Source organism: Pseudomonas sp. VE 267-6A (genome assembly GCF_024126555.1).
Lineage (GTDB): Bacteria > Pseudomonadota > Gammaproteobacteria > Pseudomonadales > Pseudomonadaceae > Aquipseudomonas > Aquipseudomonas palmensis.
The window spans coordinates 51,904-70,596 of sequence record NZ_JAMYBY010000001.1 but is presented as its reverse complement, the minus strand read 5'-3'; the positions used below and the strand labels follow the sequence as shown (position 1 = coordinate 70,596).

General features: G+C 65.5%; 15 protein-coding genes and 1 tRNA gene. 3 read left to right on the top strand and 13 right to left on the bottom strand.

The genetic code is table 11. The features are described from left to right. Nucleotides 1–8: 8 nt before the first annotated feature. The 11 genes from NJH59_RS00330 to panB form a co-directional block, all read right to left on the bottom strand. Entirely contained in the window at nucleotides 9–1,844 is a 1,836-nt protein-coding gene (locus NJH59_RS00330) for a S9 family peptidase (RefSeq protein ID WP_253086210.1), read from the bottom strand. Continuing rightward, the gene (pqqE, locus tag NJH59_RS00325) at nucleotides 1,810–2,970 is read right to left on the bottom strand and encodes a pyrroloquinoline quinone biosynthesis protein PqqE (protein ID WP_253086209.1); all 1,161 of its coding nucleotides are present in this window, start codon (nucleotides 2,968–2,970) and stop codon (nucleotides 1,810–1,812) included. The genes NJH59_RS00330 and pqqE overlap by 35 nt, the downstream gene beginning before the upstream one ends. After that, on the bottom strand, nucleotides 2,942–3,217 hold the full coding sequence (gene pqqD, locus NJH59_RS00320) for a pyrroloquinoline quinone biosynthesis peptide chaperone PqqD (RefSeq protein WP_043863692.1): 276 nt from the start codon (nucleotides 3,215–3,217) through the stop codon (nucleotides 2,942–2,944). The genes pqqE and pqqD overlap by 29 nt, the downstream gene beginning before the upstream one ends. Next, a complete protein-coding gene (gene pqqC / locus NJH59_RS00315; protein WP_054915971.1) occupies nucleotides 3,214–3,969 on the bottom strand; it encodes a pyrroloquinoline-quinone synthase PqqC in 756 nt (251 codons plus the stop codon). Before pqqC ends, pqqD begins: the two co-directional genes overlap by 4 nt. Nucleotides 3,970–3,977: 8 nt before the next feature. Beyond that, nucleotides 3,978–4,889: a pyrroloquinoline quinone biosynthesis protein PqqB gene (gene pqqB, locus NJH59_RS00310; protein ID WP_054915970.1), complete on the bottom strand. Its 912-nt coding sequence runs from the start codon at nucleotides 4,887–4,889 to the stop codon at nucleotides 3,978–3,980. 67 nt (nucleotides 4,890–4,956) lie between these two features. After that, a complete protein-coding gene (pqqA, locus tag NJH59_RS00305; RefSeq protein WP_008365141.1) occupies nucleotides 4,957–5,028 on the bottom strand; it encodes a pyrroloquinoline quinone precursor peptide PqqA in 72 nt (23 codons plus the stop codon). A 120-nt stretch (nucleotides 5,029–5,148) separates the two neighbouring features. Further along, the gene (pqqF, locus tag NJH59_RS00300; protein ID WP_253086208.1) at nucleotides 5,149–7,485 is read right to left on the bottom strand and encodes a pyrroloquinoline quinone biosynthesis protein PqqF; all 2,337 of its coding nucleotides are present in this window, start codon (nucleotides 7,483–7,485) and stop codon (nucleotides 5,149–5,151) included. A gap of 42 nt (nucleotides 7,486–7,527) precedes the next feature. Beyond that, nucleotides 7,528–8,328 (bottom strand): carbon-nitrogen hydrolase family protein, encoded by an 801-nt coding sequence (locus NJH59_RS00295; protein WP_100634775.1) that lies wholly within the window; start codon nucleotides 8,326–8,328, stop codon nucleotides 7,528–7,530. A gap of 12 nt (nucleotides 8,329–8,340) precedes the next feature. Beyond that, nucleotides 8,341–10,023 carry an NAD(P)/FAD-dependent oxidoreductase gene (locus NJH59_RS00290; RefSeq protein ID WP_100634773.1) on the bottom strand — a complete coding sequence of 561 codons (1,683 nt, stop codon included), beginning with the start codon at nucleotides 10,021–10,023 and terminating at the stop codon, nucleotides 8,341–8,343. A gap of 247 nt (nucleotides 10,024–10,270) precedes the next feature. Then, the gene (locus tag NJH59_RS00285; RefSeq protein ID WP_054915967.1) at nucleotides 10,271–10,729 is read right to left on the bottom strand and encodes an Lrp/AsnC family transcriptional regulator; all 459 of its coding nucleotides are present in this window, start codon (nucleotides 10,727–10,729) and stop codon (nucleotides 10,271–10,273) included. Between the two features lie 77 nt (nucleotides 10,730–10,806). Further along, complete coding sequence (gene panB, locus NJH59_RS00280) at nucleotides 10,807–11,628, bottom strand: 3-methyl-2-oxobutanoate hydroxymethyltransferase (RefSeq protein WP_043863699.1); 822 nt, start codon at nucleotides 11,626–11,628, stop codon at nucleotides 10,807–10,809. A gap of 87 nt (nucleotides 11,629–11,715) precedes the next feature. On the opposite strand from panB, the gene NJH59_RS00275 reads away from it, so the two are divergent. The 3 genes from NJH59_RS00275 (at nucleotide 11,716) to prfH (ending at nucleotide 14,674) form a co-directional block, all read left to right on the top strand. After that, complete coding sequence (locus tag NJH59_RS00275; RefSeq protein WP_196931973.1) at nucleotides 11,716–12,507, top strand: helix-turn-helix transcriptional regulator; 792 nt, start codon at nucleotides 11,716–11,718, stop codon at nucleotides 12,505–12,507. Nucleotides 12,508–12,917: 410 nt separating this feature from the next. Further along, the gene (locus NJH59_RS00270; protein ID WP_253086207.1) at nucleotides 12,918–14,054 is read left to right on the top strand and encodes an RNA ligase RtcB family protein; all 1,137 of its coding nucleotides are present in this window, start codon (nucleotides 12,918–12,920) and stop codon (nucleotides 14,052–14,054) included. Next, nucleotides 14,054–14,674: a peptide chain release factor H gene (gene prfH, locus NJH59_RS00265; protein WP_043863775.1), complete on the top strand. Its 621-nt coding sequence runs from the start codon at nucleotides 14,054–14,056 to the stop codon at nucleotides 14,672–14,674. Before NJH59_RS00270 ends, prfH begins: the two co-directional genes overlap by 1 nt. A 182-nt stretch (nucleotides 14,675–14,856) precedes the next feature. Here prfH and NJH59_RS00260 read toward each other — a convergent pair. Both NJH59_RS00260 and NJH59_RS00255 read right to left on the bottom strand, forming a co-directional pair. Then, nucleotides 14,857–14,933: transfer RNA gene (locus tag NJH59_RS00260), tRNA-Ile, on the bottom strand. Between the two features lie 13 nt (nucleotides 14,934–14,946). Beyond that, complete coding sequence (locus NJH59_RS00255; RefSeq protein WP_043863741.1) at nucleotides 14,947–18,687, bottom strand: bifunctional diguanylate cyclase/phosphodiesterase; 3,741 nt, start codon at nucleotides 18,685–18,687, stop codon at nucleotides 14,947–14,949. Nucleotides 18,688–18,693 lie beyond the last annotated feature (6 nt).

Sequence of the window (18,693 nt, the reverse complement as noted above, 5' to 3'; positions counted from 1 at the left end):
GCTGGCTCCTACAATGGCAATGGCCGTGACAGAACCTCCCGGTAGAACTTCCACTCTTCTTCCAGCGCATGCGCCAGGTTCGCTGCCGTCCGGAACCCGTGCCGCTCGGTCGGGTAGAAATGCCCTTCGGCACGCACCCCATTGGCCTTCAGCGCCGCCAGCATCGAACGGGTCTGCTCCGGTACCACCACCGCATCCAGTTCGCCCTGGAAGAAAATCACCGGCACCTTGATCTGCGCGGCATGCAGCAGTGGCGTGCGCGCCTGATAACGCTGCACATCCTGCTGCGGGTCGCCGATCAGCCAGTCCAGGTAATCGCCTTCGAACTTGTGCGTGGCGCGCGTCAGCGCCAGCGGGTCGCTGACCCCGTACAGGCTCGCCCCGCCACGGAACACATTCTGGAACGCCAGCGCGCACAGCGTGGTGTAGCCCCCGGCGCTGCCCCCGCGGATGAACGCCTGCGTCGGGTCGATCAACCCTTGCCCTGCCAGGAAGTCGACCACCGCGCAGGCATCCTGCACGTCCACTTCGCCCCAGCGCAGGTGCAGGGCCTGGCGATAGGCGCGGCCATAGCCGCTGCTGCCACGGTAGTTGAGGTCGGCCACTGCAAAGCCGCGCTGGGTCCAGTACTGGATGCGCGGGTCGAGCACCGGGAAGCACGCCGAGGTCGGTCCGCCATGCACGAACACCACCAGCGGCGGCGCCTCGACACCATTCATGGCCGGGTAGAAGAAGGCGTGCGCCTGGGCATCGCCGCTGGGGTAGGTGATGCTGCGCGGCTGGCTGACCTGTTCGCTGGGCAAGGGCATCGCACCGCCGGCCAGCACCTGAACGGCATGGCTGTGGCGGTCGATGGCGATGACGGCGGGCGTGCTGACGGCAGAGGCGGCGATGGCATACAGGTACCGGTCGTCGATCTCCAGGCAGCGAAAGCGGGTGTAGACGTCACTGAAGTCTTCCAGGGTGCCATCGGCATGATGCACGCCCAGGCGGCTGAAGCCGCCCTCGAACCAGCTCACCAGATACCCGCCGCCGTCCAGGGGCAGCCAGGTGCTGGCGCCCAGTTGCCACGGTGCGCCAGCATGGTCGGCGCGCTCGGCCGGCAGTGCTGCCCAGCCCTGCGGGGTTTCGCCCCAGGGTTGCCAGTAGCCGTCACGATCCGACAGGCAGTACAGGCGACCGTCGGCATCGAAGCGCGGCTGCTGCAGCGATTCCGGTTGCGCCTCGCTGCCGGCGATGCAGCGCGGCGCTTCCCAGGTGTGTGCATCGCGGCGTTCGGCGCACAGCAGGCGGGTGGCAGTCCAGGGTTGGTGCGGGCGGCTCCATTCGATCCAGGCCAGGCGCTGGCCGTCGGCGCTGAGGGTGGGAGCGGCATAGAAGTCGGCGCCTTCGGCCAGTACTGTGCGGGTGCCGGCGGTGATCGATACCAGCCGGTGCACATCGGCGTCTTCTTCAACCGCCAGCACCTGGCCGGCGCCCCAGCGCAGGTCACCGTAGCGGCACTGGCCGTGGGTCAGCGGCTGCGGCTGCCCGCCCTCGAGCCCCTGGCTGTAGAGCTGCTGGTCGGCTTCGTTGACGAACACCAGCCCGTCGTCGCTCAGGCAGAAACCGCCGCCGCCATACTCGTAGACGCGGCTGCGCACGCTGAAGCCGTCGGGGGTCAGGCAGCGGGCCTGGCCGTCACGCCACTGCCAGATGCGGCAACCGCCGTCCTGGGGGCGAAACTCGTTCCAGAACAGCCCCAGCGGGCTGCGCTTGAGTTCGGCGTAGTCGGTGCCGGCGGCAACCGCCTGTTGTGCGCTGAAACGCTCAGCCGCGGGCGATGAGACGGGAGTTTCGATCATTGCGAAAGGTCATCTGGTCGATGGTCTGGGTGGCGGTTTCGGCCTCCTCCCGAGCAGCGAGGATGATCCCGTGGTCCGCCGATTTGGCGCAAACCGGGTCGGCATTGCTGGCGTCGCCGGTCAGCATGAAGGCCTGGCAGCGGCAGCCGCCGAAGTCCTTTTCTTTCTCGTCGCAGGAGCGGCACGGCTCGGGCATCCAGTCGTAACCGCGAAAACGATTGAAGCCGAACGAGTCATACCATATGTGCTGCATGCTGTGTTCGCGCACGTTGGGGAATTGTACCGGCAACTGGCGTGCGCCATGGCACGGCAGTGCGGTGCCGTTCGGGGTGACGGTGAGGAATATGCTGCCCCAGCCGTTCATGCAGCCCTTGGGCCGCTCTTCATAGTAGTCGGGGGTGACGAAGATCAGCTTGCACGGGTTGCCCGCAGCCTGCAGTTTCTCGCGGTATTCGTTGGTGATGCGTTCGGCGCGCTCCAGCTGCGCGCGGGTGGGTAGCAGGCCGGCGCGGTTGAGCTTGGCCCAGCCGTAGAACTGGCACGTGGCGAGCTCGACGAAGTCGGCTTCCAGGGCGATGCACAGCTCGATGATGCGGTCGATCTTGTCGATGTTGTGCCGGTGGGTGACGAAGTTCAGCACCATCGGGTAGCCGTGGGCCTTGACCGCGCGGGCCATCTCCAGCTTCTGCGCGAAGGCTTTTTTCGAGCCTGCCAGCAGGTTGTTGACCTGTTCGTCGCTGGCCTGGAAGCTGATCTGGATGTGGTCCAGCCCGGCGCGCTTGAAGTCGGCGATCTTCTGTTCGGTCAGGCCGATGCCGGAGGTGATCAGGTTGGTGTAGTAGCCCAGGCGGCGCCCCTCGCCGATCAGCTCGGCCAGGTCCTGGCGCACCAGTGGCTCGCCGCCGGAAAAGCCCAGTTGCGCGGCGCCCATTTCACGCGCCTCGGCCATCACCTTGAACCACTGCTCGGTGCTCAGCTCCTTGCCCTGCTCGGCGAAGTCCAGCGGGTTGGAGCAGTACGGGCATTGCAGCGGGCAGCGGTAGGTCAGCTCGGCCAGCAGCCACAGCGGCAGGCCGACTGCGGGCTTGGCCGGTACCTCACTCAAGGACGATCCAGTGTTGCTCACGGGCGACCTCCATGAATTGCTCGATGTCGTCACCGAGTTCGGGTACACCGGGGAATTGAACGTCCAGCTCGGCAATGATCGCGGCCACATCGCGCTTGCCGTCGATCAGCCCGCCGATCAGCGCGGCGCTTTCGTTGAGCTTGATCATTCCTTCGGGGTAGAGCAGCACATGGCCCTTCTGCGCCGGTTCGTACTGGAAACGGTAGCCGGGGCGCCAGTGCGGCGTCTTCGAACGGTCGAAACTCATAAGGTGATCCCCTTGTGCCACACCCGCTCGCTGGTGACGCTGTGGTAGGGCGGGCGGTTCAGTTCATAGGCCATGCTCATGGCGTCGAGCATGCTCCACAGAATATCGAGCTTGAACTGAAGAATCTCCAGCATGCGTTGTTGACCCTGCACCGTGGTGTAGTGCTGCAGGGTGATGCTCAGGCCATGCTCCACATCGCGCCGGGCCTGGCCCAGGCGGGTGCGGAAGTACTCGTAGCCGGCCGGGTCGATCCAGGGATAGTGCTGTGGCCAGCTGTCCAGGCGTGACTGGTGGATCTGCGGGGCGAACAGTTCGGTCAGCGAGCTGCTGGCCGCTTCCTGCCAGCTGGCACGGCGGGCGAAGTTGACGTAGGCGTCGACCGCGAAGCGCACGCCGGGCAGCACCAGCTCCTGCGAGCGTAGCTGGTCGGGGTCCAGGCCCACGGCCTGGCCCAGGCGCAGCCAGGCTTCGATGCCGCCGTCTTCGCCGGGGGCGCCGTCGTGGTCGAGCAGGCGCTGGATCCACTCACGGCGGATCTCGCGGTCCGGGCAGTTGGCCAGGATCGCCGCATCCTTCATCGGGATGTTGACCTGGTAGTAGAAGCGGTTGGCGACCCAGCCCTGGATCTGCTCGCGGCTGGCGCGGCCTTCATACATGGCCACGTGGTAGGGGTGATGGATGTGGTAGTAGGCGCCCTTGGCGCGCAAGGCCTGCTCGAACGCGGCGGGGGAAAGCGGTACGGCTTCGCTCATGGGGGCTCCTACAGCTCGATGCTCATGCCGTCGAAGGCCACTTCGACGTTGCGGCGGGCCAGTTCGGCGCGCTCGGCGGAGTCTTCATCGAGAATCGGGTTGGTGTTGTTGATGTGGATAAGTACCTTGCGCTGGTCGGGGAAGCCTTCGAGTACCTCGAGCATGCCGCCGGGGCCATTCTGTGCCAGGTGACCCATCTCGCGGCCCGTGCGGGTACCGACACCGCGGCGCTGCATCTCATCATCCTCCCACAGCGTGCCGTCGACCAGCAGGCAATCGGCGTCGTGCATCAGTTGCAGCAGCTTGTCGTCGAACTGGCCAAGGCCCGGGGCGTAGAACAGCTTGCCGCCGGTGCGCAGGTCTTCGACCATCAGCCCCAGGTTGTCGCCCGGGTGCGGGTCGAAGCGGTGCGGCGAGTAGGGCGGCGCGGCGCTGCGCAGCGGGAACGGGGTAAAGCGCAGGTTCGGGCATGCCTCGATCACGAAGCTGCCTTCGAGCTCGATGCGGTTCCACTGCAGGCCACCGTTCCAGTGGCTGAGCATGGTGAACAGAGGGAAGCCGGTGCTCAGGTCCTGGTGGACCATGTCGGTGCACCACACCTGGTGCGGGCAACCTTCGCGCAGGCTGAGCAGGCCGGTGGTGTGGTCGATCTGGCTGTCGAGCAGGATGATCGCGTTGATCCCGGTGTCGCGCAGGGCGCGGGCGGGCTGCATGGGGGCGAAGCCTTGCAGCTGCGCGCGGATGTCCGGCGAGGCGTTGCACAGCACCCAGTGCACCCCGTCGTCGGACAGCGCGATCGAGGACTGGGTGCGTGCGCTGGCGCGCAAGGTGCCGTCGCGAAAGCCCTTGCAGTTGTCGCAGTTGCAGTTCCACTGCGGGAAACCGCCGCCGGCGGCGGAACCTAGAATCTGGATGTACATGGCCACTCCTGCTGCGTCCAAAAATGAAAACGCCCCGGCTGACCGAGGCGTTGTACCGCAAGCAGACTCAGCGACTTGCGAAATACATGGTCACTTCAAAGCCAATACGCAGGTCAGTGTAAGCAGGTTTGGTCCACATGGGAGTACTCCTTCCGGATAGGTCTGGGGGCGGGTGGCTACATATTTAGGCCCCCCTTTGAAACAAGGGGTTACAACGGCCCGGGTAGCGCCATCTTACTAAAATTAATGGACAGTTTGGTTAAACCTGCGAGAAAGGCTGTTGCGTTGCCGGTAACAATCCGCCCTGTGCGGCGCTGGCCAGGTACAGGGCGTTGTCGAACAGGTGCCGGGCGGCGTGTTCGAGCTGCTGTGCGGTGACGGCCAGCAGCTGTTGTCGCAGCGTGTCCAGGCTGGGGGCGTCGCTGCCGGCCAGCCGGGCCTGCCAGGCCCATTCGGCGACGTCGGCATTGCCCATGTCCGGTTCGTGGAACTGCGCCGCCAGGGCCTGACGCGCCTCGGCATCATCGGTCAGGTCATGGGTGAAGCCTGCGACCACGCAGCGCATGTGCTCGAGAATCTGTACCGGGTCGGCCTTGGGCGACTGCACGCCCAGCAGCAGGCCGGTATGGCCCTGCACCTGGCGCAATGCGCTGAACACTGCATAGCCCAGTTGCAGCTCCACCCGCAGGCGCTGGTAGAAGGGCCCTTGCAGTCGATGTGCCAGCAGCCGGTACACCGCCTCGCTGCCGGGCGGGGCGGGGCAGAACACCAGCAGTGCGTGCTCGCCTTCGGGCAGCGGCACATGCTGCCAGGGCCCTGTGGCATCGCCGGTGATCGGCTCGGCCATGCCCGGCTGTCCCGGTACCTGGGCCAGCAGCGCATTCAGCGCCGGCTGCACCGCTTCGGTGAAGCCGCAGGTCATGCCCTGCCAGCGGGCATGCTGCCAGAGCGCATCCAGCTCGGGCTGGGCGATCAGGCAGGTCGGCAATGGCCCCGGGTCACGCCCGACGATATAGCCCGGCAACTGCTTTAGCAGCAGGCGGATCGGGATCAGCGCCGGCTCGGTGCCTGAGCCTGCGCTCCAGTCCTGGGCGGCAGGCAGGCGCAGCAGCGCCAATGCCTGCTCGACGACTGCGACAATGGCGGGCGGTGACCCGGCGCAGCGCAGTTGCCAGAGGTGCTCGCACTCGCTCCATTGCAGCTCCACCGAGGCGCGGGTGGCGCGCTCGACCAGTGGGCGCAGGGCACCTTCGAGTACGCGCCACAGCCGAGCGCGCAACGCCGAGCGCACCTGCCAGCGCAGGTAGATCACGCCGTACTGCCGCACAGCCGGCAGCGCCGGGCTGTGGATAACCCCGGCGGGTGTCGGCGTGGCGGGTACATCGCTGAACCCGACGGCCAGCAAGGGCTCGGCAGGTGGCAGTCGCCAGGGCTGGCGGGCTTGCTCGGTGAAGGGTTCGAGCAGGCCTTGCAGTGCCGCCAGGCCCTGGGCGTCGAGTGCACTGAATGGCTGGCCGCTGCTGTCGCGGCGCGCCAGTTCCAGGGCGCCGGCGGCCAGCGCGCGTGACTGCTGGATACGTGCATATTCGCTGTTCAGCGCCGTCAGGTCGGCATCGCGCAAGAAGCTCAGCCAGTCCCGGAACAGGTCTTCGACCTGGTCGGCAGGTGCCGCGTCATTGAGCTTGAAGCGCGCGTGCAGCAGTGCCTGTGCGGCGAACTGATGCAATGCCGAAAAACTGAAATCCTCCAGCCAGCGCCGTTCGCGCAAAGCGGCCAGCAGCCCGCCCGGGCGGGTGTCCGAAAGCCAGGTGTCGAGAAAGGCGATCGCCTGGGCAGCGCCGGCGGGCAGCTGTTCATAGCCGAGCAGCACATCCCGTTGCCCGGGCAGCTGTTCAACCCGCGCAGCGCGAAGCTGCAGCGCCGGTGCCGGGCCTTGTTCTATGGCCTGCCCAGGTGCGAAGACGGCGCCGTACTGCATGGCCAGGGCTTCAAGGGTGGCCAGCGGCTGTGGGCCGACCAGGCTCAGGGTCATCTGCCCGGCCTGGTAGTAGCGTTGGTGAAAAGCTTGCAGGGCGCTCTGGAAGGCCGCGTCGGGTACCGGCAGGCTGTAGCGGTTGCCAGCGTGAAAACCGCTCAGCGGATGCTGCGCCGACACGCTCTGCAGCAGTGCGTGCTGACGCTGCGCTTCGGGGTTGCGCGCCCAGGCAATGAACTCGGCATGGATCACTTCGCGCTCGCGCAGCTGTTGCGCACGGTCGGCCTGGGGGTTGGCGAGCATTTCACACAAGCGCTCGATGCCCCCCTCGAAGGCGGCAGCCGGCACTTCGAAGAAGAAGTCGGTGGTGCGCTCCCGCGTGCTGGCATTGACCTGGCCGCCCTGGCGCTGCACGTAGCGCATCAGGGCGTCGTCGATGGCAAAGCGCGGGTTGCCGAGAAAGAACAGGTGTTCGAGAAAGTGCGCCAGCCCCGGCCAGGCGTTGGGAGCATCGTGGCTGCCGGCGCGAACCCGCACTGCCGCTGCACAGCGCTTGAGCCGCGGTGCATGGCGCAGGGTGACGTGCAGGCCGTTGGGCAGGGTGAGGTGGGCGCAGGACATGACGGCTCCGGTAACGTGCGAACCGTCATGCTAGCGGATAAATCAGCGCTTGCGCGGGCCGCCGTGGAGTTCCACACGCAGGTCGTGCAGGTACGGTGTGCTGGCGCGGCCTTCGTGCACCCGTTGCAGCTCGAGGTCGGCCACCAGCAGCGTGGGCTCATGCCCGGCCATGGCCAGCAGGCTGCCGTCCGGGCCGATGATGCTGCTTTGGCCGCAATAGTGGATCTGCTCCTCGGCGCCGCAGTAGTTGGCATACACCAGGTAGCACTGGTTCTCCTGGGCGCGTACGCGCACGGTGAACTGGCAGATGAAATCGTAGGGCTGCATGTTGGCTGTCGGCACTACGATCAGCTCGGCCCCGGCCAGGGCCAGGCGGCGGGCGTTTTCCGGGAACTCGATGTCGTAGCAGATCAACAGGCCCAGCTGCCAGCCATTGAGCGTGACCACCGGGAAATGGTCGGGGCCGGGGCTGAACATGGCGCGGTCCAGCCCGCCGAACAAGTGGGTCTTGCGGTAGTTGGCCAGGCTGCTGCCGTGGGCGTCGATCAACTGCACGCTGTTGTACACCTGGCCGTCCTCGCCAAGCTCGGGGTAGCCGTAGACGATGGCGATGCGGTTGGCCTGGGCGATTTCCACCACGGCCATGGCCGATGCGCCGTCCTGCGGCTCGGCCAGGCGTGCGACCGCTTCGCTGCCGATGTTGTAGCCGCTGAGGAACATCTCGGGGCACACCAGCAGTTCGGCGCCGCGTGCCGCCGCCAGCTGCGCCTGCTGGTGCAGGCGCTCGAGGTTGCCGGCCACGTCCATCGGGTGGGGCTGGCCCTGGTACAGGGCTATGCGCATGGGTCTCTCCTTTCAGTCGGCCAGGGCGATCGGGCCGATCTCGTTGAATACATCGCCAGGGCCGGGGTTGTCGACGTGGGTGCGGCCACCGAAGTGGTTCATGATGCCCCATACCGCGTTGAGCGAGGTCTGCACCGCGCCTTCGACCCAGGCCGGGGTCCAGGAGACGTCGTCGCCTGCGATAAAGATGCCGCGCTGCTCGGCAGGCAGGTCCTGCTGCATGAAGTGCGCGTACATGCGCTGATTGTAACGATAATGGCCGGGCAGGGCGCCCTTGAACGCCCCCAGGAAATGCGGGTCGGCTTCCCACGACACAGTGATCGGGTCGCCGATGATGTGCCCGGCGATATCGACCTTGGGGTAGATCTTCTTCAGGGCGTCCAGCGCCAGTTTCACGCGTTTTTCCACCGGGTGCGGCAGCATCTTGAGCGCATCGCTCATCCACGAGTACGACAGGCAGATCACCCCCGGCCTGTCGTCGCCGTTGTCGAACAGGTAGGTGCCGCGGGTGAGGCGGTCGGTGAGGGTCATGCTCATCAGGTCGCGGCCGGTCTGCGGGTCCTTGTCTTTCCAGAACGGGCGGTCGACCATCACGAAGGTCTTGGACGACTGCATGTAGCGGGTGCGGTCCAGGGCCATCCACATCTTCTGCGAGAACAGCGACTCCTCGCACTCGATCTGGGTGGTCAGCAGCCAGCTCTGACAGGTGGTGAGCACCGCGGCGTAATGGCGGGTGACGCCCCAGGTGTCGGTGACGGCCAGGCGCCCATCGTCGGCGCGGGCGATGCTTTTCACCCCTGAATGTGGCGTGCCACGGTGCAATGAGCTGAGGCTGGTGCCTTGCGGCCAGTGGGCGCAGCGTTGCGGCACATGCCGCCAGATGCCCAGGGGCACCTGCTCGACACCGCCCACCACCAGGTGCTGGTGATCGTCGCAGTTGGTCATCACCACGCGGAAGATCTCGAGCATCGAGTTGGGGAAGTCGGAGTCCCAGCCGCCGGTGCCAAAGCCGACCTGGCCGAACACTTCGCGGTGCAGGAAGCTGAGCTTGGCGAAGGCCTTGGAGGTGGCGACGAAGTCGTAGAAGGTGCGGTCGTCCCACAGCGGCACCAGGGTGTTCCACAGCGCCTTCAGCCGCGGCACGTCGCGATCGCGGATTGCCTGCTGGATGTCGCCGAAGCGTGCACCATCCTCCAGCGCATCGGCCCAGGCGTCGGCGACTTCCTGGAACAGTGCCGGCAGGTCGCTGAGTTTTTCGGCGTAGTGGGTCTGGCCCTCGAGGTCGATCACCGTGCTGCCGGAGGCGGGGGTCAGCGGGTTGGGGAAGGGTCTGGTCTCCAGGCCCAGCTTGTCGACGTAGTGATAGAAGGCCGTGGAAGACACCGGGAAGCGCATGCCACCCAGCTCGGCGACGATGCCTTCGGCGCCGGAGAAGGTCTGCGAGCGCAGGCGCCCGCCCATTTTCGACGCCTCGTACACCACCGGCTTGAGGCCCAGCTTCATCAGCTCGTAGGCGGCCACCAGGCCGGCGATGCCGGCACCGACGATGGCCACCTCCTCACCGTGGCGCTCGGCGGGAATGCTGCCCAGGCCGGCCGGGTGCTCGATCCAGTCGTCGAAGGCGAAGGGGAAGTCCGGGCCGAAGATGGTGACCGGTTTTTTGCCGTCGGCGGGGTGGCGATTGTTCTTGTTCATGGGAGACCTTGCCAGGGCTGCGCGGGGAGCGGAGCTTGAGTATAGGAAATGCTGGCGGTCATTCTACGAGGGGAGGGTGTTGGTTATTAAGATGCAGAGTGTCGTCGTTTTGTGGGGATTTTTGTCATTGTGACGGGATGCTTGAGCAGAGTGATGCCTTCGCCGGCAAGGCCGGCTCCTACAGGTTTGCGAGCACCGTTAGCATGCTTGCCAGCGAAGGGCTCTATCTGTTCCCCGCTAACCCATGTCAAACCGGTTGGCCGCGGTCCACCTTGCTGCTGAGGATGATCGAGGTGGTGGTTTTCTCCACGCCCTCGACACTGCCGATCTGGTCGAGCAACTGGTCCAGTTGTTCGGGCGAATCGCTGCGCAGCCACGCCACATAGTCGAACTCGCCACTGACCGCACACAACTGCTGGATCTGCCCCATGGCGCTCAGGCGGCGTACCACCTCCTTGCCCGAGCGGGGGCGCACGGTGATGCCCACATAGGCCTGCAGGCCGCCGTCGATCACGCGCTGGCCAAGGCGCACGCCGTAACCGCTGATGACGTTGGTTTTCTCCAGGCGCGCCAGGCGCGAGGTCACGGTGGTGCGGGCAATGCCCAGTTGCCGGGCAAGCATGGCCACGCTTTCGCGGGCGTTGATCTGCAGGGCGGCGATCAGTTGACGGTCGATTTCATCGAGGGCGACAGGGCGGGTGGGCATGGACAGGGATCGTTTCTTTCGCTTGGGAAGTGGGCCGATTAAGGCAGCTAATCGACCCACTGTCCACGCCGGTGCTATCAGGGCGCGGCCTTGAAGCAGTGCTCCAGCCCCGGGAACTCGCCGCTGCGCACCTCGCGGGCGTAGTGCTCCAGTGCCTGTTCGATCTGCGGTTGCAGCTCGGCATAGCGTTTGACGAAGCGCGGCTGGTACTCGCCGAACAGGCCCAGCAGGTCCTCGGTCACCAGCACCTGCCCATCGCACGCAGGGGATGCGCCAATGCCGATGGTGGGGATGTGCAACGCTTCGCTCAGGCTGCGGGCCAGCGGCTCGGCGATGCCCTCGAGCACCACCGAGAACGCACCCGCCGCCTGCATGGCCAAGGCATCGTCGCGCACCTTGGTTGCGCTTTGTTCATCCCGCCCCTGGGCCTTGAAGCCGCCCATGCTGTTGACCTGCTGCGGCATCAGGCCCACGTGCGCCATCACCGGAATGCCACGGCGCACCAGAAATTCGACGGTGTGGGCCATTTCGGCGCCACCTTCGAGCTTGATGCCCTGTGCACCGGTTTCGCGCAGCACCCGGGCGGCGCTGACAAATGCCTGCTCCGGCGAGGCCTGATAGCAGCCGAACGGCAGGTCGACCACCACGCAGGCGCGCTCTGCCCCGCGCATCACCGCCTGGCCATGGGCAATCATCATGTCCAGGGTCACGCCCAGGGTGCTGGGCATGCCGTACAGCACCATGCCCACCGAATCGCCGACGATGATCAGGTCGGCATGGGCATCCACCCAGCGGGCCATGGGCAGGCTGTAGGCGGTCAGCACCACCAGGCTGCCGGCGCCCTTGCGCTGCTGGATGGCGGGAATGGTCAGGCGGTTTTGACGTACATGGGTGCTCATCGATAAGTCTCCGATCAGGTTGTGCAACGGGTCGCGGCGCAGGCTACCATCGGCACTTTTGGCTCACTTGAGCAAAGGGGACAGCTGATGCCGCAAGCGGGACAGATACCGCAGGTGCCGCCCGTACCGCTGGCGCTTTCGCGCCCGGTGCAGCGGCGCATGTTCGGCATACCGGCAGGTTATGAAGTGCAGATGCACAGCCATGACTGGGTGCAGTTCACCTATGCCAGCGCCGGGATCATGCAGGTGCTGACCGAGCGCCACAGCTATCTGCTGCCGCCGCAGTGCGCGTTGTGGATTCCGCCAGGGGTGCAGCACACGGCGTTCAGTGAGCAGGCGCTGGCGTTTCGCGGGCTGTACCTGGATGCCGCGGTGCTGCCGGGCGCTCGCCGTGACTGCGCGGTACTGCAGGTGACGCCGCTGGTGCGCGAGCTGATCGAACGGGTCAGCCACTTTCCCGCCGACTACCCTGACGACGGGCCGCAGGCGCGCCTGCTGCAGGTGCTGGTGGACGAGTTGCAGGGGCTGGCCGAAGCACCGTTCAGCCTGCCGCTGCCCAGCGACCCGCGCCTGCGCCGGATCACCGATGCACTGCAGGTCGAGCCTGGGGACAACCGCACCCTCGAGCAATGGGCGCAGCAGGTGGGGGCATCGCGGCGCACGCTGGTGCGCCTGTTTCAGGCGCAGACCCAGCTTTCATTCCGTGAATGGCGCCAGCGCCTGCGCTTGCTGGCCGCATTGCCGTTGCTGGCGCAGGGCATGAGCGTGACTCGGCTGGCGAATGAACTGGGGTATGACTCGGTGTCGGCGTTCATCGGGTTGTTTCAGCGCCACTATGGGAAGACGCCGGGGGTGTATGCGGCCAGTTTGGGGACGTGATTGTGAAGTTCTGAGGGCCGGAAACGCAAAAGCCGCGCAATGCGCGGCTTTGAGTATGGTGGGCCCACACGGACTAGTGTTTAGCGTAATTGGCGAAATGGTTGGAAGCTGGGCACTGTACCGCCAGGGTATGTTTTTTGTACCGCGGAGCGGTCAGGTTTTGCGGCCATGACGTTGTTCTCCTGGTAAAAATGTGATCAAGGTTGTTGCAGGGTGGCAATTACACACCTAAGATGCCCGCCTTCTCTCACCCGACAGCAAAGGAGGTACATCATGCAACAGTTGATCACCCTTTGCAGGTCGCGCCTGGCTTGAACGCATTCACCGCTACTCGTTAGCGGTACCGCAACGCCCGGCCTCTGGCCTGCCAATCCGAACATCTTTTTGTTTCAACCCATCAGGATTGGACTATGGGCACTTGCATTCGCAATTTGTCCGACGGCGCCGTATTGGTCGCCGCGGACGACACCTGGATCGAAGGAAAAGCGATCCAACAACTCGAAACCACCGCTCGCCTAGGGGGCATGCATCGGGTGGCCGGCATGCCGGACCTGCATCCGGGGCGTGGCTATCCGGTCGGCGCGGCATTCTTTTCCGTGGGGCGTTTGTACCCGGCGCTGGTCGGCAATGACATCGGCTGTGGCATGGCGCTGTGGCGTACGGACATCCCGACCGCCAAGCTGCATCTGGACAAGCTGGAGAAACGCCTTGGCAACCTCGACCTGCCGCTCGACGAGACGTGGCAGGAGGCCGTCGCCAGCTTCGGTTTGCCTGCCACGGGGCACGAGCGTTCTCTAGGCACCATTGGTGGTGGTAACCACTTCGCCGAGCTGCAGCAACTTGATGAAAGCTACGACGATGCGGCCCTGGCAGCCTTGGGCATCGAGCGCAAACACCTGCTGTTGCTGGTGCACAGCGGCTCGCGTGGTTTGGGCGAGGCGATCTTGCGTGAGCAGGTCGACCTGTTCGGTCATCACGGGCTGGAGGCGGGCAGCGAGGCCAGCACTCATTACCTGGGCCGGCACGACGGCGCGCTGCGTTTTGCCGAAGCCAACCGTCAGTTGATTGCCCGGCGCATGCTCGACCGCTTGCGTGCCGATGGCTATGTACTGCTCGACATCAACCACAACCTGGTGTCGCCAGCGCAGGTCGACGGGCTCGATGGTTGGCTGCATCGCAAAGGCGCCACACCGTCGGATCAGGGGGCGGTGGTGATCCCTGGTTCGCGCGGCGACTACAGCTACTTGGTACAGCCGATCGCCGACGAGCGCAGCCTGTTGTCCCTGGCCCATGGCGCCGGACGCAAATGGATGCGCAGCGAGTGCAAGGACCGCCTCGCCTCGCGCTACAGCGTCGAGCAACTGAGTCGTACGGCACTAGGCAGCCGCGTGATCTGCGCCGACCGGGCGCTGATCTACGAGGAAGCGCCGGAGGCCTACAAGGCTATCGACTCGGTGGTGGGTGCCTTGCGTGAAGCGGGGTTGGTTCGCGTGCTGGCACGACTGAAACCGGTGCTGACCTACAAGACGCGCGGAGGGTGCTGCTGATGATCCTGCTGCAACTCTCGGCGGCTCAGGGGCCGGAAGAATGTGCCCTGGCAGTGGCCAAGGCATTGCTCAGGCTGCAGGCCGAAGCGGATGCCCAGGCCGTGGCGGTACGGATACTCGAAGAAGAGCCGGGGCCGCGGCGCGGTACCTTGCGCTCGGTGTTGCTGGCACTGGATGGCGAGCAGGCCGAGCGCCTGGCGGATCACTGGACGGGCTCGCTGCAATGGACGTGCAGCAGTCCGTACCGGCCGGGGCATGCGCGCAAGAACTGGTTCTTTGGTGGCGCACGGTTTGCGCCACCGGCACCGGAATTGGCGAGCGAGATCCACTTTGAGACCTTGCGTTCGTCCGGGCCGGGTGGTCAGCATGTCAACACCACCGACTCGGCAGTGCGCGCCACGCACCTGGCCAGCGGCGTCAGCGTCAAGGTACAGAGCGAGCGTAGCCAGCACGCCAACAAACGCTTGGCGCTGCTGCTCATCGGGCAACGCCTGGCGCAACAGGCAGAGCAGGTCGACAGCGAACTGCGCGCGGAGCGGCGGTTGTTCCATCACCGCATCGAGCGTGGCAATCCACGTCGGGTGTTTCGCGGCGAGCGCTTCGAGCCGGCTGACGAGTAGATTGTGTGCGAATAGTCGTCGAGCAAAAGTCAGGCCGGGCGGCGTAGGCGATGCCGGCCCCACAAAAACGGATGAGGAAAGGACCCGGCTCGCACTCGGGTTTACGAGTTGCAAATGAGCACTGCGTATCTGAGGCGATCCCGCCAAAAACGCAAAAGCCGCGCAATGCGCGGCTTTGAGTATGGTGGGCCCACACGGACTTGAACCGTGGACCAAAGGATTATGAGTCCTCTGCTCTAACCAACTGAGCTATAGGCCCCAGTGGTCGCGGATTATAGCGAGGGTTTCGAGGCTGTGCTATCCGAAAGATCCGAAACTGCCCGGCGTAGAAAGGTCGCGGCGAATTCAGGCGCCGCCAGCGGCAGGCTGACGATGTAGCCCTGGATCTGTTCGCAACCCTCGGCCGCCAGAAATTGCTGCTGCGCCTGGTTCTCCACGCCCTCGGCGATGATGGTCAACTGCATGCTGCGCCCCAGCGCAATGATCGCCCGCGCAATTGCCGCATCGTGCGGGTCATCCGGCAGGCCGCGGATGAACGACTGGTCGATCTTGAGGATGTCCAGAGGCAGGCGTTTGAGGTAACTGAGCGAGGAGTAGCCGGTGCCGAAGTCGTCGATGGCCAGTTGCACACCGATGCGCTTGAGCTGGTGCAGGATGGCCAGCGCCTCCTCGGCCTGGCTCATGATGAAGTTCTCGGTGATCTCCAGCTGCAGGTCACCCGCCTTGAGCTGGTGAGTGCGCAGCAATTGCTCGATGCGCTGTACCAGCAACGGCTGACGCAACTGCGCGCCCGCCAGGTTGACCGACAGTGGCCCGAACGCAAGGTAGCTGTGCTTCCACGCTTGCATCTGCCGGCACGCCTGCTCCAACACCCAGTCGCCCAGCTGCAGAATCATGCCGTTTTCTTCAGCCAGCGAGATGAAGTGCTCCGGCGGTACGTCGCCGAAGGTTGGGTGGCGCCAGCGAATCAGGGCCTCGGCGCCCACCAGGCTCTGGGTCTTGAGGCTGAACTTGGGCTGGTAGCTCAGGCTCAGTTCCTTGCGCTCGATGGCGCGGCGCAGTTCGTGCTCCAGCGCGATGCGCTCGGCGGCCTGGGCGGTCAGGTCGCGGGTGTAGCTCTCGACCCGGTTGCGCCCCTTGGCCTTGGAGCGGTACATGGCCGCATCGGCGTTGCGGATCAACGAGGCCACGTCGGTGCCGTCCTGGGGGTACAGGCTGGTGCCGATACTGGCACTGGTGAAGAACTCGTGTTCGCCGGCCTGGAACGGTGCGCCAAAGCAGGCCAGTAGCTTGTTGGCGATATGCTCGGCATCGCTTGGCTGGTGCAGGCCGGGCAGCAGGATGATGAATTCGTCCCCGCCCAGGCGTGCCACGGTGTCGTTGTCGCGCACCTGTTCTTTCAGGCGCTGCGCGATTGCCTTGAGCAGCAGGTCGCCGACCGGGTGGCCGAGGCTGTCGTTGATGTGCTTGAAGCGGTCCAGGTCGAGGAACAGTACCGCGCCCTGGCGACCCGAAGGCTGTGGGCTGCTGAGTGCGGCCTGCAGCCGGCTTTCGAACAGGGTGCGGTTGGGCAGGCCGGTGAGGGGGTCATGGTGGGCCTGGTAGTCGAGCTCGGCCTGGGCATGCTTGAGGCTGGAGATGTCGGCGAACACGGCGACGAAGTGGGTGATCTCACGCTCGTGATTGCGCACGGCGCTGATGGTCAGCCACGCAGGGTAGAGCTCGCCGCTCTTGCGCCGGTTCTGGATTTCGCCCTGCCAGTGGCCCTCGGCGGTCAGCTGATGCCACAGGGCGGCGTAGAAGGCGCTGTCGTGCTGGCCCGAGGCGAGCAGGCGCGGGGTCTGGCCCAGCGCTTCGAACTCGCTGTAGCCGGTGATTTCGCTGAACGCGCGGTTGACCGCACTGATGTGCTGGTCGATGTCGGTGATCAGTACGCCTTCGGCCGTGTTTTCGAACACAGTGGCCGCCAGTTGCAGTTTTTCCTGCATCAGATGGCGTTCGGTGATGTCGCGGGCGATGGTCAGCATGCAGTCCACGCCGGCAATCGGCAGCGGCCGCGCCGAGACTTCGCACAGGCGGATCTGCCCGTCGGCGCGGCGGATGTGGCAGCTGAAGTCGCGTACGAAGCCGTTTCGGTTCAGCAGCTCGAGCAGTTGCCGGCGCTCGTTGAGGTCTACCCAGATGCCCAGCTCCAGGGTACTGTGGTCCAGTACCTGGCTATCGAAGCCGGTGATGCGGCAGAACCCGTCGTTGACCTCGATCAGCAGCCCGTCGCTCTGGCGCGACAGCAGCAGGCCGTCAGGGGAGGCGTGGAAGGCCTTGGCGAACTTTTCTTCGGAGGTCTGCAGTTGCTCCTGGGTCTGTTTGAGCTGGCTGATGTCGCGCACCGCCACCACCAGCGCCGGGGTGCTGTCCAGGTCGAAGATCTCCGCCGAGGTGAGCCCGGTGAACAGCTGGCCGTTGCTGCGCCGAAAAGGCATTTCGAGGTTGCGGATATTGCCGCCCTGCAGGCGCTGCAGCGGGGCTGGCCCCTGGTCTTCGATGCCCCACAGGTTGAGCTCGGCGGCGGTGCGGCCGATCACCTGGTCCTGGCTCAGGCCGATCTGGTCCTCGAAGGCTTCGTTGACCTCCAGCAGGCAGCCATCGCTGACCCGGGCGATCAGCAGGATGTCGGGGCATTGCTGGAACACCGAGGCGAACTTCTGCTCCGACAGACGCAGGGCCTGCTCGGTGTTCTTGGTTTCGCTGATGTCGATCATCAGCCCGCGCATCACCGGGGTGTGCCCATGCTCGATCAGGCTGACGATGTCGCGTACCCACAGCACCCTGCCATCGGCGCGGATCACCCGGTAGTCCAGGCTGTGGTCGCGGCCGGCGGCGGTTTCGCTGTCGCAGTAGGCCTGTGCCCAGAGGGCGTCGTCCGGGTGCAGGATGTCGCGCCAGAAGCCGGGCTTGAGCCATTGGCTGATCGGGTAGCCGAGCAGGTCTTCGGCGTGGGGCGAGACGTAGCTGTAGGTGAAGTTGTTGGCATCGGCTTCCCAGGCAATCGCCGAGAGGCTCTCGACCAGGCCGCGGTAGTGGTACTCGCTGCTGCGCAGCTCCTGTTCCAGGGCTATGCGCCGGGAAATTTCCGAGCTTAGCCGGCGGTTGACGCGCATCACCGCCGCCAGTATCGCCACCAGCAGCAGGATGCCGGGCAGGCCGTAGAGCAGCAGGTCGCGCCAGCGGTTGCTGTTTTCCAGCACTTTGCCGACCCAGCGCTCCTGGATATGACTGAGCTCGGCCGGGCTCATGTCGGCAATCACCTTGTCGAGGATGCCGATCAGCATCTTCTGTTGGCGCGGGGCCGCCATGGCCAGCTGGTAGCGGTAAGGGGTTTCGCCGCTGACGTAGAGCCCTTCGAGCTTTAGCTGGCGCAGGCTCCAGACGCTGGAGGCGAGGTCGCCGACCACGGCATCGACTTCGTCGGTGGCCAGGGCCTGAAGCGCCGAGCTGACATTGGGCAGCGCCACCAGGTTGAGGTCAGGGTGGTGGGTACGCAGCAGTTCGTGTGGGGCGTAGTTCTCCACCACGGCGACTTTCAGGCCGTACAGCTCCTTGAGGTCACGTGGCCTGGGCCCGCCTTCGTGGGCCAGGATCACGATGGGGAAGTCGAGGTAAGGGCGGGTGAAGGCCAGGTAGCCCTGGCGTTCGGGGGTGGACATGATGCCGGGCAGCAGGTCCAGCTGGCCCTGCCGGGCCTGCTCGAGCACGGCCGACCAACTGCTCGGCTCGATCGGCGTGAACACAACACCCAGGCGCTCCTGGATCAACGCAATGTAGTCGGCGGCCAATCCCTGGTACTTGCCGTCCTGGTCACGGTATTCGAAGGGTGGCCAGGATGCGTCGACGCCCAGGCGCAGCTGCGGATGCGCACTGAGCCAGGCTTTCTCTTCGTCGTTCAGGGTCAAGGCGCCGGCCGCTGCACTCCACATCAGCAGGAGGGGCAGCACGAGGGCCGGCAGTCTGGGCATAGCGGC